This is a genomic window from Sporosarcina sp. CAU 1771 (genome assembly GCF_054482775.1).
Map to the genome: position 1 here is coordinate 237,415 of NZ_JBTLRN010000001.1, position 17,552 is coordinate 254,966.

The 17,552-nt window shown below is 37.7% G+C and carries 13 protein-coding genes; 12 read left to right on the forward strand and 1 reads right to left on the reverse strand.

Annotated elements, in window-relative coordinates; translation table 11 throughout:
• The first annotated feature begins 21 nt into the window (after positions 1–21).
• From ACXYMX_RS01250 to ACXYMX_RS01290, 9 genes are all read left to right on the forward strand, one after another.
• On the forward strand, positions 22–1,410 hold the full coding sequence (locus ACXYMX_RS01250; RefSeq protein WP_459042392.1) for an aldehyde dehydrogenase: 1,389 nt from the start codon (positions 22–24) through the stop codon (positions 1,408–1,410).
• An 87-nt stretch (positions 1,411–1,497) separates the two neighbouring features.
• Complete coding sequence (locus ACXYMX_RS01255) at positions 1,498–2,547, forward strand: M42 family metallopeptidase (RefSeq protein ID WP_459042393.1); 1,050 nt, start codon at positions 1,498–1,500, stop codon at positions 2,545–2,547.
• A 30-nt stretch (positions 2,548–2,577) separates the two neighbouring features.
• The gene (locus tag ACXYMX_RS01260; protein WP_459042394.1) at positions 2,578–4,119 is read left to right on the forward strand and encodes a Mur ligase family protein; all 1,542 of its coding nucleotides are present in this window, start codon (positions 2,578–2,580) and stop codon (positions 4,117–4,119) included.
• A 160-nt stretch (positions 4,120–4,279) separates the two neighbouring features.
• Positions 4,280–5,854 (forward strand): peptide chain release factor 3, encoded by a 1,575-nt coding sequence (locus tag ACXYMX_RS01265; RefSeq protein ID WP_459042395.1) that lies wholly within the window; start codon positions 4,280–4,282, stop codon positions 5,852–5,854.
• 197 nt (positions 5,855–6,051) lie between these two features.
• The gene (locus ACXYMX_RS01270) at positions 6,052–9,117 is read left to right on the forward strand and encodes an efflux RND transporter permease subunit (RefSeq protein WP_459042396.1); all 3,066 of its coding nucleotides are present in this window, start codon (positions 6,052–6,054) and stop codon (positions 9,115–9,117) included.
• Between the two features lie 96 nt (positions 9,118–9,213).
• Positions 9,214–10,302: an SDR family oxidoreductase gene (locus tag ACXYMX_RS01275; RefSeq protein ID WP_459042397.1), complete on the forward strand. Its 1,089-nt coding sequence runs from the start codon at positions 9,214–9,216 to the stop codon at positions 10,300–10,302.
• Between the two features lie 252 nt (positions 10,303–10,554).
• A complete protein-coding gene (locus ACXYMX_RS01280) occupies positions 10,555–11,313 on the forward strand; it encodes a TerC family protein (RefSeq protein ID WP_459042398.1) in 759 nt (252 codons plus the stop codon).
• A gap of 120 nt (positions 11,314–11,433) precedes the next feature.
• Positions 11,434–12,795 carry a TrkH family potassium uptake protein gene (locus tag ACXYMX_RS01285; RefSeq protein ID WP_459042399.1) on the forward strand — a complete coding sequence of 454 codons (1,362 nt, stop codon included), beginning with the start codon at positions 11,434–11,436 and terminating at the stop codon, positions 12,793–12,795.
• A gap of 436 nt (positions 12,796–13,231) precedes the next feature.
• Complete coding sequence (locus ACXYMX_RS01290; protein WP_459042400.1) at positions 13,232–14,686, forward strand: ATP-binding protein; 1,455 nt, start codon at positions 13,232–13,234, stop codon at positions 14,684–14,686.
• 22 nt (positions 14,687–14,708) lie between these two features.
• Here the strand turns inward: ACXYMX_RS01290 and ACXYMX_RS01295 are convergent, their stop codons facing one another.
• Positions 14,709–15,452: a hypothetical protein gene (locus ACXYMX_RS01295; protein WP_459042401.1), complete on the reverse strand. Its 744-nt coding sequence runs from the start codon at positions 15,450–15,452 to the stop codon at positions 14,709–14,711.
• 208 nt (positions 15,453–15,660) lie between these two features.
• On the opposite strand from ACXYMX_RS01295, the gene ACXYMX_RS01300 reads away from it, so the two are divergent.
• From ACXYMX_RS01300 to ACXYMX_RS01310, 3 genes are all read left to right on the forward strand, one after another.
• Positions 15,661–15,822, forward strand: coding sequence for a Spo0E family sporulation regulatory protein-aspartic acid phosphatase (locus ACXYMX_RS01300; protein ID WP_459042402.1), 162 nt, complete (start codon positions 15,661–15,663; stop codon positions 15,820–15,822).
• A gap of 241 nt (positions 15,823–16,063) precedes the next feature.
• Positions 16,064–16,930 carry an NAD(P)-dependent oxidoreductase gene (locus ACXYMX_RS01305; RefSeq protein ID WP_459042403.1) on the forward strand — a complete coding sequence of 289 codons (867 nt, stop codon included), beginning with the start codon at positions 16,064–16,066 and terminating at the stop codon, positions 16,928–16,930.
• A 94-nt stretch (positions 16,931–17,024) separates the two neighbouring features.
• Entirely contained in the window at positions 17,025–17,483 is a 459-nt protein-coding gene (locus ACXYMX_RS01310) for a chemotaxis protein CheW (RefSeq protein ID WP_459042404.1), read from the forward strand.
• The last annotated feature ends 69 nt before the right edge of the window (positions 17,484–17,552 follow it).

Genomic DNA, 17,552 nt, shown 5'->3' on the forward strand with positions numbered 1-17,552 from the left:
GTGAAGAGTGGAGGAAACAACATGAATGTCAATTCAACGAATGTCGAAAAGATGATCGCCTCTCAACATGAATTTTATTTCACGGGGGCAACAAGAACCGTAGAATTTCGAAAAGAAATGTTGAATAAGTTGCACGATGCAATCATTTCACATGAAAAGGAAATAACAGAAGCACTACAAAAAGATCTTGGGAAAAGTTCGTTTGAGGCTTATGTGACTGAAATCGGTTTCGTTCTCTCAAGTATTTCAGATATGTTGAAAAATGTGGAAAAGTGGATGGAACCGGAGCCGGCAAAAACACCCGTGCACCTACTACCCGCTAAAAGTTTTGTTGTACGTGAACCGTATGGCTCTGTTCTAATTATTGGTCCTTTCAATTATCCTTTTCAATTGGTCATGGAACCACTAGTGGGAGCGATAGTAGGAGGCAATTGTGCAATTGTTAAACCTTCTGAATCAGCTGTTCATACAGTGAAAATTGTGGATAAAATTTTGTCTGAAACATTTCCACCCGAATACATTCGAGTTGTTGAAGGGGAACGAGAGGAAACGTCTGCACTAATTCACGCACCTTTCGATTATATTTTCTTTACCGGAAGCATCGCTGTCGGGAAAGTAGTCATGAAAGCTGCTGCAGAAAGATTAACGCCGATTACACTTGAGCTTGGCGGTAAAAGTCCAGTCATTGTGGATCAAACCGCAAATCTAGTAAACGCCGCTGAACGTATTGTTTGGGGGAAGTTAATGAATACTGGACAGACTTGTGTAGCGCCAGATTATCTCCTTGTTCATCATTCAGTAAAAGAGGAATTGCTTACTCGCATGATTGAGTCGATTAAGAAGTTTTATGGTGAAGATGCAAGAGACAGTGCAGATTACGGGCGTATTATTAATGAGCGTCAGTACAATCGACTTGTAGATATCATCGAAAAAGAACGTTCGCAAGTGGTATACGGTGGTAGCTTTGAGGATTCTAAGTTATTTATAGAACCGACGTTACTGGCTGGTGTGTCATGGGATAGCCCTTCGATGGAAGATGAGCTTTTTGGCCCCATCTTACCGATCTTAGAGTACGACAATTTGGGCGAAGCCATTCATCAAATTCGAAAATTGTCAAAACCATTATCTGCGTACATGTTTACTGAAAATGAAAAAGCCGCAGATTACTTCATTGAAAGTTTACCGTTTGGTGGTGGTTGCATTAACGACACCGTTTCACATGTGGGGAACACAAACTTACCATTTGGTGGAGTAGGATCTTCCGGCATGAATGCGTATCATGGCAAGGCAAGTTTTGAGGTCTTTACGCACGCAAAAGCAATGATGAAACGCAGTACTAAAATTCCGATGAGAATTGCTTTTCCACCTTACGGAAATAAAATAAAATTAATCAAACCGCTTATCCGTTAATGGATGCGGTTTTTCTTTTCATTTACTCGAATATATACGTATACTGAACGTACGCATTCAATTAAGTTGGGAAATGGGGATATTAGAATGACAAGTGTATTTAATAAAGAAAAAACAATAGAGCTATTGAAAAGACTAGTTGAAACTCCGAGTCCATCGGGATATACAACAGACATAATGACGTTAATTGCAAATGAGTTTGCTGAAATGGGCGTTACATACAAGAAGACAAACAAAGGTGCTGTCATTGCGACACTTGAAGGAAAAGATACAAAGCGTCACCGTTTACTAACCGCGCATACAGATACACTCGGTGCAATGGTAAAAGAAGTCAAAAGCAATGGCCGTCTAAAATTGACTATGATTGGCGGCTTTAGATGGAACGCTGTTGAAGGTGAATACTGTGTGATTCATAAAGCGGACGGCAAAAAAGTTCGAGGCACAATCGCGATGAAACAGACGTCTGTTCACGTCTACAAGAATGCAGGAACTGCAGAACGAAACGAAGAGAATATAGAAGTTCGAATTGACGAGAAAGTTTGGAACGCAGAAGATACACGCGCCTTAGGAATTGAAGTAGGAGATTTCGTTTCTTTTGATCCACGTTTTGAAGTGACGGAAAGTGGATTTATTAAGTCCCGCCATTTAGATGATAAAGCGAGTACGGCATTGTTGCTGGAGTTAGTTCGCTCATTAAAAGAAGAAAATGTACAACTTCCGCATACTACACATTTTTATATTTCTAATAATGAGGAAATTGGATATGGTGGTAACTCAAATATTCCTGCTGAAACAGTAGAATACATAGCAGTCGATATGGGCGCGTTAGGAGACGGGCAAACTTCTGATGAATACACAGTTTCTATTTGTGCAAAAGACTCGAGTGGGCCTTATCATTATGAGTTGACTCAACATTTAGTCGCTTTATCAAAGAAAAAGGACATTGCGTATAAGTTGGATATCTATCCTTACTATGGTTCAGATGCTTCGGCTGCAATCCGTGCAGGATTTGATATAAAACATGCATTATTCGGACCGGGGATTGAATCTTCGCATGCACTGGAACGAACACATATAGATTCGTTAAATGAGACAGCAAAATTACTTCATGCCTATGTAACTTCTGCTATGATATAAGGAATAACGTTTTGAAAAGGAGTTTGACCGATGAATATTCATATATTATTACCAGCGATTCAAATAGAAGAAATTAGAAACAGTAAAGAAGCTGAAATTACCGGACTTGCTTATGACTCGCGAAAAGTAGAAAGTGGCAATCTATTTGTTTGTATTAAAGGGTTTAAGATGGATGGCCATCGTTTTGCTGGACAAGCTGTAGAACAAGGAGCAACCGTTTTAGTAGTGGAAGACTTTATCGATGATGTAAATGTGATGCAAATTCGTGTGGAAGACAGTCGAGTGGCTATGGCAGCTCTTGCAGATACATTTTATGGACATCCATCAAGAAAATTAAAAACTATTGGAATTACAGCTACAAACGGGAAAACATCAACGGCATTTATGACGAATGCGATCCTGGAAAAGTCTGGTTTTAAAACAGGATTAATGGGGACGATTGTCGTTAAGATTGGCGATTATGCGGAACCTTCCGATTTAACAACGCCAGAATCACTTGACCTTCATCGGTTCTTTGGTCAAATGGTTAAGGAAGAAGTTACGCATACAACGATGGAAGTTTCCTCTTCTGCACTTGAGCTAAACCGGGTTGGAAGTGTGGATTTTGACATCGTTACATTAAATAATATTAGCCGTGAACATATCGATTTACACGACTCTTTTGATAACTATTTAGCATACAAGACAGGACTTATTCGAAACGCTAGAAAAGGGCAAACGGCGATTCTTAACTTAGATGATTCCTATTCGGCAGCTCTTGTTGATCAAACCGAAGCAGACGTTGTGACAATCGGTGTAGAGCGTCAAGACGCGGATATTCGATGTACGACACTCGATTTATCAACTGGACGAGCTACGTTTACAGTTGAAATCTCAGAAGATCTCGAAATAAATGGTGTTCATATTCCGAAACAACAATTTGACATTCGATTAGCGACGCCAGGTTTTCACTCTGTCTATAATTCAATGGTTGCCATTACAATCGGATTATTATGTGAAGTGCCGGTGGAGAAAATTCAAGAAAGTTTAGCTGAATTTGTAGGTGTGGAACGCCGATTTGAAATCATTTTCGAAGATGATTTTAAAATTATTGATGATCACTTTGCAAACAGCGGTAATATAGATGTGACTCTCGGAACGCTTGAAAAAATGGATTATGAAAAAGTGCGATTAGTGTATGCGATACGTGGAGATCGAGGCGTTACCGTCAATAAAGAAAATGCGGAAACAATCGCGAAGTGGGCTTCTAAATTAGGGTTTAATGAAGTAATTGCAACACGCAGTATTTCTCATGTTACAGAAAAAGACTTTGTTCATGACGAGGAAATGGACGTATTCTTAAAAGTTATGAAGAAAGCGAATATCCAAGTGGAATTATATGATGAATTACCTGATGCGATATTAGATGGAATCAAACAAGCTGAGAAAGATGACATTGTTCTTCTAGCTGGCTGTCAAGGTATGGATTATGGAGCGAAAGTTGCTCTTGAACAGTTGCAAGTATTAAGACCAGAGCTTAACCAAGAAAAGCTATTTAAACCTTTGGCAAAACGCGTTGCTGGAAATGAATAAGTGTTGAAAAACCCGGAAGAGTGGTGCGTGGTGTCCGTAACTGGACATCGTGCATTTTTTCCTTTGAAAATTGGATGCCCTTTGCTTCAAAATAAATGTTGAAATCTGGGTGTGGTGTCACTATGATAGAAAAAGCAGGTAAGAAGGAGATAATAATACTATGGATAAACCAATAAATGAAGAAATCAACTCCCGTCGGACATTTGCAATTATATCCCACCCGGATGCTGGTAAAACAACAATTACTGAAAAACTACTCTACTTTGGAGGAGCGATTCGTGATGCGGGTACTGTAAAAGGGAAAAAATCCGGCAAGTTTGCGACGTCTGACTGGATGGAAATCGAGAAGCAACGTGGAATCTCAGTTACATCGTCTGTAATGCAATTTGATTATGATGGCAAACGCGTCAACATCCTGGATACACCCGGTCATGAGGACTTCAGTGAAGACACGTATCGTACACTGATGGCAGTCGATGCGGCAGTTATGATGGTAGACGTCGCGCGTGGTATCGAGCCACAGACGATTAAACTGTTTAAAGTATGTAGAATGCGTGGAATTCCAATTTTCACCTTCATTAATAAAATGGATCGCCAAGGAAAAGAGCCGCTCGATTTGATGGAAGAACTTGAAGAAGTGCTTGGTATTGAATCGTATGCTATGAATTGGCCGATTGGAATGGGAAAAGAGTTTCTTGGGATTTACGACCGCTTTAATAACCGAATCGAACAAGTTCGCGTAGATGAAGAGGACCGATTCCTTGAGATTGATGATGAGGGGAAGCTTGTAGAACCTCACCCGATGGAAGAAACTTCCTATTATAAACAAGCGCTTGAAGATGTACTCCTGTTAAATGAAGCGGGGAATGACTTCGATGTTGACCGGATTGCAAAAGGCGAATTGACTCCTGTATTTTTTGGAAGTGCACTGACAAACTTTGGTGTGCAAACATTTTTAGAGACATTTCTACAATTTGCACCACCCCCGCAACCGCGTATGACGAAAGATGAAATAGAAATTAACCCGAATTCCGAAGAGTTTTCTGGTTTCATTTTCAAAATCCAAGCGAATATGAATCCTGCTCACCGAGATCGGATTGCATTTGTACGGATTGTTTCTGGCGTTTTCGAACGAGGAATGACAGTGACTGTGCCTAGAATCGGGCGAACATTCAAGCTAACTCAAACAACACAATTTCTGGCGGATGACCGTGAAACGGTTGAAGAGGCGGTTGCTGGAGATATCATTGGGCTTCACGATACTGGAAATTATCAAATTGGGGATACAATTATAGGCGGGAAATCGTCATTCGTATTCGATGCGTTACCTCAGTTTACACCAGAATTATTTATGCGCGTAACAGCGAAAAACGTAATGAAATCAAAGCATTTTCATAAAGGTATTTTGCAACTCGTACAAGAGGGTGCAATTCAATATTACCGTACATTGCACACGGAAGATGTTTTATTGGGTGCTGTAGGTCAGCTCCAGTTCGAGGTGTTTGAGCACCGCATGAAAAATGAATACAATGTGGAAGTACGGATGGAACATCTAGGTTCTAAAGTGGCTCGCTGGATTGAAAACGAAGGCGATGTTAAAGAATCGATGGCGGGACAACGTGCAATGCTTGTAAAAGATCGATACGACAAACTTGTATTTTTGTTTGAAAATGATTTTGCAATGCGCTGGTTTCATGATAAACATCCTTCAATTAATTTATATAATCTATTGTAAAAGATACCCATCAAGGTCGAAATTATGGCCATGGTGGGTTTTTCTTTGTTAAAATAAGTTCCTGAAAATTGAAGTTGCAAGCTTCTTTCATTTATGATTGAAGTATTACTATACTTATAAGTGACCTCACGTAAGAAACTAGTGAGATAGAAAAGTGCTAAGTAAAACGAAATTAATACTGAAAAGGGGGAGAGGTCTTGAAAATAAGTGATTTTTCTATAAAAAGACCGGTTTTTACAATTGTAATTATGTTTTTGATTATTATTCTTGGGGTAGTGTCGTTTTTAAGAATTCCAATCACACTTATTCCTGAATTGAATCCACCAATTGCTGTAGTGGTAACGAGTTATCCTGGGGCATCTCCAACGGAAGTGAGCGAAAAAGTAACAAAACCTCTTGAGAATAGTTTGTCGACTGCGCCAGGATTGAAGTCTATGCAATCTTCATCACAAGAGGGTGCGAACTTTATCTTGTTGATGTTTGATTGGGAGACATCAATTGATGATGTCCAAATGGATATTATGCAGCGGATTGACCAAGTCCCAGTTCCAGATGGGGCGAATAAACCACGTTTTCTTAAATTCGATCCAGCGCAATTTCCAGTTATCCAGCTTTCACTTCGCACAACTTCGGAAGATGTAGACATTCGAGTGCTTGCTGAACAATTGGAATTGGAGCTACGACGGACGAATGGTGTAGCAAGCGTTTCTGTTTCAGGTCAACTTATGGAAGAAGTTCTTATTACAATTGATCAGAAGAAAATGGAAACAAATGGATTAGCTCAGGAAGATGTCGTTCAATTAATTCAAGCGAACAACGTTTCGATGCCTGGGGAGCCAATCGAAACTACCGACGGCAAGCAACTAACAACTCGAATTGTTAGTACGTTGACATCTGTGGATGAAATTAAAGATTTAATCGTCACAGTAAATCCCCTTGATGGGAAAAAGGTACGTATTAAAGATGTAGCTAATGTTGAAATTGCAGAAGTTGAATCTTCAACAGAAACGCGTGCAAACGACGTGAGTGCCGTTTTAATGTCTGTGTTGCAAGAGTCTGGAGCAAATACTGCAGATGTTTCTACATCGTTTAAAGAGGCGTTGGATGAGCTTCTGGAGACAGAGGAATTTAAAGATGTTGAATCAGACATTTTATTTGACCAAGGTGATTACGTTAAGTTAGCAATTGGAAATATAGGGCAATCGCTAATTTTAGGTGGCATATTTGCAATGCTTGTTCTCTTCCTCTTCCTTCGCGGAATTAAGAGTCCAATCATTATTGGTGTTGCAATCCCTTATTCGGTCATAGTTACGTTTGTTCTTATGTTCTTTGCTGATTTCTCACTAAATATTATGACGTTAGGGGCCTTGGCGCTAGGTATTGGGATGCTCGTCGATAATGCGATTGTTGTCATTGAAAATATCGAGCGACATCTAGCGATGGGGAAAGAACCGCGTATTGCAGCTTCAGAGGGTGCTAAAGAAGTAGGCGGCGCAATCACTGCATCTACGTTGACAACCCTTGCTGTATTTGTGCCTGTAATCTTCATCAGTGGATTGATCGGCCAACTATTTTTAGAGTTTGCTCTAACGATTTCGTTTAGCCTATTCGCTTCTTTAATTGTCGCGTTAACGGTCGTTCCAATGATGGCCAGCCGTATGTTGAAAAAGCCAAGAAAGAGTAAAGAGGCTAGACGCCGTCGCTCGAAGTCGCTTAATAATTTTGCGAGGTCGGTTCAATGGGCTTTGAAACATCGAATTATTGTCTTGTTATTGACAACGGTTGTTTTGGGATTAAGTGCGTTTGGTTTACTAAGAGTCGGGACGGAATTTTTACCGGCTACGGATGAAGGCTTTGTTAGTATATCCGTGAATTTGCCAAACGGGTCTTCGAAAACTGCGACGAATGATGTCGTCAAACAAATTGAAGAAGAGTTAAAAAAACAAGATGATGTAGAAGTTTACGTAAGTTTAGTTGGAGGCACTCAGGAAAGTTTAGCGCAAGAATCTTCAAAAGCGAATGTTGCGGAACTTTATGTGAAGCTTGTGCCACTTGAAGACCGTGAGCGCTCAATTTTTGAATTTGTTGATAAGGTCCAACCAAAAGTATTGGAACTTGTTGGTGAAGATGCTGACATTAGTTTTAACTTACAGGCTGCATCTGGTTCCTCACCGAATACACTGACGTTTTCGCTTAACGGAACAAACGAGCAAGTTTTAAATGAATCTGTTAGAAAATTGAATAGTGAATTGGCACAAATGGATTCAGTTATGGAAGTGTCGAACAATCTTTTAAACACAGTTGAAGAAATACGCATAGATGTTGACCGAGAAAAGGCTTTTGATAAAGGACTAATGCCTTATCAAATTGCTCAAACGGTCAATAACGTAACTCGAGGTTCATTTGCTACACAAATTATTGGTGAAGAAGAAGTAATTTATGCGGTTAATGTTCAATACGATGAAAAGTACCGTGATAGCATAGATGAGCTACGCAAATTAAAACTTCGAACGCCATCAGGTGAATTTGTGACGCTGAATCAAATTGCAGATTTACAAATTGCTGAGGGACCTGTATCGATTCAACGAGTAGATCAGTCGCACTCGGTAACCTTTGATGTTAAATATGAGTCGTCCAATTCGCTTGGAGAAATGACAACGAAAGTAAATGATTTGGTAGATGAACTTGGTCTGCCATCTGAAGTGGAATTGTCTTACGGTGGCGACCGCGAATTATTTGAAAGTGCGATTGACGATATGTTAATGGCCATCATACTTGCTGTCGTACTTGTATATATCGTAATGGCTGCTCAATTTGAATCCTTTAAATATCCGTTCGTTATTATGTTCTCAGTACCTCTAATGATTGTTGGTGTATCCGTTGGTTTGCTTGTTACCAATACGCCGATTAGCATAACTGCAGTTATAGGGATACTTGTCCTAGTCGGAATTGTTGTAAATAATGGTATTGTTTTAGTTGATTATATTAATCAAAGAAAAGATGCTGGGCTTAGTTCGTATGAAGCGATTCTTTCTTCAGTGAAGGATCGTGTTCGTCCGATTCTAATGACCGCCTTAACAACAATTCTAGGTTTACTTCCACTGGCACTAGGATTGGGAGAAGGTACAGAAATGAACCAACCAATGGGGATCGCTGTGATTGGTGGACTCATTACATCGACTCTGTTGACCCTTTATATTGTGCCAATCATTTATAGTTTGTTTGATCGACAAACTAGAAGACGCGCAGTTCCGAAAAGATAAGATAAGAGCCTCCATTACGGGGGCTCTATTTTTATTCTGAATATTCTTGCAGCGTCATAAGTATAATGATATAGTAAATTAAAAGGGGGCAATTCGATGAGTACACATTTCTTTACAGGCTTTCCTGGCTTTATTGCCTCTCAGATAATAAAAGAGTTAATTAGTAAGGGAAAAGCGACTAAAATATATGCGCTTGTTCAACCGAGTCAAATGGGAAAGGCGATTGAAAAAGCTGATGCACTAATGGATGAGTTAGAAATCCAGGTACCTTTCGAAGTAATTAGTGGAGATATTACAGAACTAAACCTAGGGATGAAAGAAAAAGAATTGGAAAAACTAGAGAAAGAGGCATTAACAGTCTGGCATCTTGCAGCAATTTATGATCTTGCTGTTAAAGAGGAAATCGCTTGGAAAGTGAATGTAGAGGGCACGAAACAAGTGAATGCATATCTAAGTGCACATCCTCGTATTGTAAGATATATGTATTTTAGTACGGCGTATGTAGCAGGAATGCGTGAAGGTGCTTTATTAGAAACCGAGTTGATTCGTCCAGAGAGTTTTAAAAATCACTATGAAGAAACGAAGTTCGAAGCTGAATTGTTGGTAGAGCATTTAAAAAAGTCTATCCCAGTAACGATAATACGACCTGGTATTGTGCGTGGGAATTCAAAAACAGGTGAAACGATTAAGTTTGATGGACCTTATTTCTTTATGAATATGATTGACCGACTTAAATGGATGCCGTTAATTCCTTATATCGGAAAAATGGATGTTCAAATTAATGTTGTGCCTATTGATTATATTATCGATGCGACTGTTTTTTTATCAGGTCATCCCCAAGCTGCGGGATGTACTGTCCATCTTACTGACCCGGCTCCACATCCGATTAGAGAAGTATACGAAGCGATGGTAATGGAGTTGACTGGTAAAAAGCCTAAAGGAAGACTGCCTTATCCAATTGCTGAAAAAGGACTTTCATCAAAAAAATTGCAACGTTTACTTGGTGTTGAAGTTGAAACGTTAGGGTATTTAACATGGAATGCGACATTCGATACAACCGTTGCTGAGCAACTTCTTGAGGGCAGTACTATTCAGTGTGCTGACTTTATCGATTCGATTCCAGCTATGACGGACTTTTACCGTGTTCATAAAAGCAATTCTGATTATCATGTTCAAATTCAATAACGTAAATGTTTACTTTTTAGCCGAAAGTGGTATACTATTTTTAAAGAACGTCAACTTAATAACTTTTGACTGTTGTCAAAGGGGAGTAGCTATGGGGAAACCTATTTCATAATCGTCAATACATGGCTTAGGCCATCGGTTATGATAGCCAGATAAACATTACTGACTTAGCGAGACCTTTGCCTATTTATTAGGTGAGGGTCTTTTTTGATTGTTGATTTTTAAATTATCGCATTGGTAGGAGGAGTTATATTGGAAGCAATACTGTTAGAATATGCATGGGTCCTCATTGTACTTGTAGTATTAGAAGGGTTATTGGCAGCAGATAATGCAGTGGTCATGGCGGTTATGGTTAAGCATTTACCACGCGTTCAACAGAAAAAAGCATTATTTTATGGACTATGGGGTGCGTTTGTTTTTCGCTTTGCTGCATTATTCATGATTACATTTTTGGTGAACGTTTGGCAGATCCAAGCAATAGGTGCTGCATATTTATTGTTTATTTCAATTAAGAGTATTTACGATAAAAAGATAAAGAAGAATTCCGATTTGCATCTAGATTCAGGTAAGAAATCTGGGTTCTGGATGACTGTCGTTAAAGTAGAATTGGCAGATATTGCGTTTGCTTTGGACTCGATGTTAGCTGCGGTAGCAATTGCGGTTACGCTTCCTCCTATAGGGGATTTCCATATAGGTGGCATAAACGGTGCACAATTTGCAGTGATGCTAACAGGTGGGATTGTAGGGCTAATTATTATGCGTTTTGCTGCTCGTAGATTTGTACGCTTATTAGAAAAGTTTCCTTCACTTGAGACTGCAGCCTTTCTAATCGTTGGTTGGGTGGGGGTTAAGTTGGTTGTCCTCACACTTGCACATGAAAAACTTCAAATTATTAGTCCGGATTTTCCACATTCAACACTTTGGAAATCAACATTCTGGATTGTCCTAATAGGGATTGCCTTAAACGGGTACTTAGTTGGCGTGAGAAAGAATCAGAAAAAGAAAAACTAATGAAATTAAGTGAAGTTGCGTCTACATGGCGTGACTTTTTTCATTTTTATAGTGTTTTTCCTTTCATTTTTACAAATACTTAATTAAACTAAAGCTCAACACGTTATTTTGCTGAAGGGGATGGTGATAAAGTTGAAAATTACACATGAGAATTTACGGAGATTTACACCCGCGCAAATTATCGTGTTTTATTATTTTATGGCAATCGCTATTTCCTTTCTATTATTAAATTTACCAGGCGTTTATCAACCAGGTGTACAAGTTAAACTTATCGATAGTTTATTTACAGCTGTGAGTGCAGTAAGTGTTACTGGACTAACGACAATCAGTATTGCAGACACCTATTCAACATTTGGATTAGCAATGATTATGATCGTCCTGCAGTTCGGCGGAATTGGGATCATGTCAATAGGCACCTTCTTTTGGTTAATTATAAAAAAGAAAATAGGTATGCGTGAACGTCAATTGATAATGGTCGACCATAACCAATATAGTCTTGCGGGTGTTGTACACTTAATCCGGGAAATTGTTAAAATCATTTTTCTGATAGAAATTATCGGTGGACTTATATTCACATTTTATATAATGAGATTTTACGATTCATTCGGTGAGGCTTTTCTTAATGGTTTATTCATGTCGGTATCTGCAACAACGAATACGGGATTCGATATTACCGGCGAATCACTCATCCCTTATTTTAATGATTATTTCATTCAAATAATAACGATGATTTTGATTATTCTTGGTGCGATAGGATTTCCTGTATTAATTGAAGTGAAAAGTTTTTTCTCGAAGAAAGTACCGAACTTTAGATTTTCTTTGTTCACAAAAATAACAACGTTAACATTTGGAATACTTCTAGTTTTTGGAGCAGTGATGATTTACTTACTGGAATCGACGAATTCATTCAAAGGAATGGCTTGGCATGAAAAACTATTCACGTCTCTATTCCATTCTGTTTCATCAAGATCAGGGGGACTCACAACATTTGATATAACCCAATTCGGTGAAGCGACGGATATATTAATTAGTTCATTAATGTTTATCGGAGCGTCCCCCAGTTCAGTTGGAGGGGGTATTAGAACAACCACCTTCGCAATAGCTCTTTTATTTCTCTTTAACTTTGCGAGAGGAAAACAGGTAATTCATGTATTTCATCGTCAAATTAAATTAATTGATGTTTTCAGGTCATATGCTGTGATTTTAGTGGCGATTGTGATGGTTTTTGTATCAATTATTATTCTTCATGTTACTGAACCAGAAATGACTTCGATTCAATTATTATTTGAAATAACATCCGCATTTGGAACGTGTGGAATGTCGCTGGGTATTACTGGAGACTTGTCTTTTTTCGGAAAAATAATTATTATGATCCTTATGTTTATTGGTCGAGTCGGTTTAATTTCATTTTTATTCACACTTGGTGGTCAAAGTAAGAAGACTCATTATCATTACCCGAAAGAACGAGTAATCATAGGATAATATTGGGCTTTCACTCACCTTATTTTAGGGTTAGGTGAAAGCCTTTATTAATGAGGAGCAATAAACGACAAATTTCGACAAAATATTAAAAATCTGCTTTATATTAGCTAAGAAATAGCATTTTAAAAGTATAATAAATGAGCGGGTATTCAAAGGACATAACTTTATGCATGGGAAGTAAACTTTAAATCAGGACTATAGTGGAGTTTAAACATATAATACAGGTGTATATATATACATAGTGAAATATAGTTTTGAATGTATCCTAGTTAACTGACAATAGCCTTTTGAACTATATCATTTTTTTATTATTTATGAAATAATCAGTATTCATTGATAGTTGCGGATTAAACGCCCTGCATGACCACTTATAATTTTCGAACCGTTATTAATAGGATTAGGAGGTAAGAGTTTGAAGACTGAGAAGGTCAACGAATTGATAGATTACTTTTTAGATGAATTAACAGATCCAGTTGCTTATTTAAGCTATGATGGTGAACTTATTCAAGTGAATGATGCATTTCATAATGCTTTTCGATTGAAAAATTTGAATAACATTCAAGAGTTATTTAGTGATGCAGCAAAAGAAACATGGAAAGAGTTTCTTGAGATAGTCGGAAAAATGCAAAAAGTAATATTCTATCTTCCAATTCAAACTAGTGTGGATACATTTTTATTTTTTGAAATTAAACTAGTATATTCTATCTCTTCTAAAGGTGTTATCGCACACTTTAAAAAACCACAAATTACAGCGAAAAGATTGGAAACCACATATGCAAATGCTTTTTACAAATCGAATCACATGATGTTTTTTATGGATCAAAATAAAATAATTTATGATTTTAATGAAATTTGTACAAATGAGTTACAGATTGATAGAGAAAAACATGTAGGAACTCGATTAAAAGACGTCTTGTGTTTACATCCTGAAATATATAATCAATATGAAACACATTTAAAAGAGGCAGTTACTAATGGGAAATCTGAATTTTACACGACAGTTAATTTAGAAAAAAGAGGTTTAAGACATTTTCAAATAAAAATAATTTATATAGAAGATACTTGTATGTATTTAATTCAGTTAGAAGATCGAACGGAACAAACAAAAATAGAAGAGGGTTTGGCACGTAAAGATACAATGTCTACAATAGGTCAACTTGCGGCTAGTATTGCCCACGAAATTCGTAACCCAATGACATCATTGAAAGGGTTTACACAACTTTTAAAAGTGTCTGCGACAGAAGAGTCCAAAAGGTATTTAACAGTAATTGATGATGAAATTATTAGAATGGAGTCGATATTGAGTGAAATGCTTATTTTATCGAAACCAAGTACAAGTGTAAAAGAGATAATTCATTTAAAAGCCTTGATATCTTCTATTGTTCAAGTAATTCTTCCTAAAGCAAATATAGACAAAGTTGAAATTATCGAAAAAAATTGCGTTTTGTTAAATTGCGCGATTTATGGTGATGAAGGAAAACTCAAACAAGTATTTCTTAACCTATTTAAAAACGCATTGGAAGCTATGCCGTCAGGTGGAACTTTAACGATAACAATTGAGCAATCACTAGAAAACGGAGTGACGGTGTCAATTGTAGATACAGGAACAGGACTGAAAGAAAAACAGTTGCAAAATATATTTACACCTTATTTCACAACGAAAGATGAAGGGACAGGGCTAGGATTACCGTTTGTATTAAAAACAGTTGAGGAACATGAAGGGACTATATCTGTTGAGAGCGAAGTAGGTATTGGTACAAAGTTCCTAGTTAAATTTCCACAACCAGCAATGAATGCGAAAGGTGAATTTATCGAAGAAGGAGTGGCATCGTCAGTTCAAAAAAAATGCGACGCTTTATATAAAGGCGCAGCATTTTTAATGAATATATAATTAATAAATATAGTTCTAGTGCTTAATCCTTCATAATCGTGTTAGCCATTTGAAGGAAAGCATCGTAATGTTCTCTTTCAGGGGTATCAAAAATAGTTAATTTTACGACGATGCCGTCTCGCTCAAAAACCAATCCTGAAAGAGTAACAGTATCTAGCTTGAGTGAAAATCCTTTTGCATGTGTAATCTCTTCGTTTGAAGGCAATAAGGATGCATCCGTAATTTCTTCGATTACGCCATTAGCACTTGAGGCCTCTAAGGTAGCGTGAATATTCTCTAAAGCGAAAGCGTGCGTTCCTTCTTCAGCAACCATTGTTTCAATGCGCATAAAAACTGTTCCGTCTCCAAAGAGCAAACTATCTCGACCGGGTTCTTCGCTTGTTAATTCGTAAGTAGGCAAGACATACATTGAATAATCTTGTTCATCACTTTTTGTAAGTTCTGCCTCTTTTTCTTTTACGTTCTCGCCATCGTTATATGTTAAAACAATTGTTTCTGTACGATTGGCAGTTAATGTCTCTTCTTTGTCGCTCGGATTATTCACTTCTGAACTACCGCTTTCCTTGTCATTAGTTGTTTCATTAGGAGTTTCACCTTCAGTTTCTTTTACGGAATCATTTTTGTCGTCAATGGTTTCGGAAGAATTTGTAGATTCTTCGATTGTATCTTCATTGTTTTTTTCATCAACGGATTCAGAGGTGCCACATGCAGCGAGTAACAATAGGATTGATAGTAGTGTAAGTGAAAAAATAAAACGGATTTTCATAGTAATTCCTCCTTAGTATATAAATAGACGTTTCTGTTAACGAAATGTTTCATATGCGCATCTTTTTCATTTGAGCAACGTCTACTAGTATTAGTTATAGTGTGCATGAATTTACTTAAAGCGTAAAGGATTTTATTTATTATAAAAAAAGTACTTGTTTTGCCGAAGTTCATCAATTGAAAAGAACTCAATTTATAGGAGGATTCATTTGGAGGGGGAATTGGAGGAAAAAGTCGAACGCATTCGTAAAGAGATGTATTTTGTGGCAAATGTTGAGGGAATCAATTCAATAAATACCATAATGCTAAGCCAGAAATTAGATCAACTACTCAATCAACTTGATTCACTTAGAAAACAAAAGCAACGGTGAAAAATCTGCTTGCACATACGTAAAATAATGATCGAATTTTATAATAATTGTTCGAATGAGGTTTAACTACGTTGGAAAAGGGGCAAAGTAAGATTGAACACAGCAACATTCTCATTTCCCCCTTTTGAGGACGAGTCCATACCCGGACCCGTTCTCCTTTTTTGTTTGTTTAAGAAAATTAAAAAATGAAAATTCTCAAGAGTTTTGATACGATAGGGTGAAATGAAGGGGGCAAATTACATTGAAAATATCGAAGGTTGGATTTATTGGTACAGGAGTTATGGGAAGTAGCATCATTCAACACTTATTAAAGGCAGGGTATGAAGTGTTTGTCTATACGAGAACAAAGGAAAGGGCAAATCATTTATTAGAAAAAGGTGCAGTTTGGAAAAATACTCCGGCCGATGCAACAAGAGGGGCAGATGTTGTTTTTACAATGGCGGGATATCCCACTGACGTAGAAAGTATTTATTTTGATGAAGATGGGATATTTGAAGGGAGTGCAGCGGGGCAACTGATTATTGATATGACAACATCGAGCCCGGCACTTGCAAAGCGAATTGCTAAAGAAGCAACTGGTCGTGAAATAGGATCAATCGATGCTCCAGTTTCGGGCGGAGATATTGGGGCTAAAAATGGGACGCTTTCAATAATGTGTGGAGGTAACAAAGTAGACTTCGAGAAAGCATTACCACTCCTTTCGATTTTCGGAAAAGATATCGTTTATCAGGGAGAAGCAGGAGCGGGTCAACACACAAAAATGTGCAACCAAATTGCAATTGCCACGAACATGATTGGCGTTTGTGAGGCGCTTGCTTATGCGTCGAGTGCGGGACTCGATCCTGAAACAGTTTTAAAGTCAATTGCATCGGGCGCGGCGGGCTCTTGGTCCTTATCCAACTTAGCACCGCGTATACTTAGGGAAGATTTTGAACCCGGTTTTTATGTAAAACACTTCTTGAAAGATATGAACATTGCACTTGAAGAGGCGGAGTCTATGAATTTGAAATTACCTGGTTTGCAACTCGCCAAAGATACTTACATTCAACTTGTTGAACAAGGATTCGGAAACAAAGGAACTCAAGTTCTCTATAAATTTTATAACTAAAGTAGATTAAGCCTAAATAAAAATAGTATTATGCCGATAAAACAAATAATGGACTTGTCAATCGTTCTTAGAATTTATTAAGGAGCTGAACATGGTGAGCATATTGCAACCAGAACTAGTGCAACATGAACAATTTGAATATGTAGAGTTCCGTGTTGGAAAAAATCATTTTGCTATAGGAATAAACCATGTTCGAGAAATTATAGAACCCGTCCCTATAACGGTTTTACCACATTTACATCCATTCATTGAGGGAATTATTCAATTGCGTGGAGAAGTTATTCCCGTGGTTGATTTGAAAAAGGTGACAGGTAACAATTGTACGAAAGCTGATGAAGAAGCAAAATTTATCATTTCCGAATTGGATGGTACAACTATAGGATTAGATGTATCAGCTGTAACTCAAATTGAGCGTATTAACTTTTCGGAAATTGAAAATGCATCGGATACATACGAAGGCCATGAAGTGCCAATAACCGGGGTTATTAAGCGTGGTAATAAAATGATTTTACTTGTAGATTTTGAGAAAGTCGTTGCTGAACAGTTAAAGTGAACTACTGGAAAATTGAAAATGAAGTGTAGCTACTTTGAATAAGTAAAATCTATTCGTAAAAAAAGACTG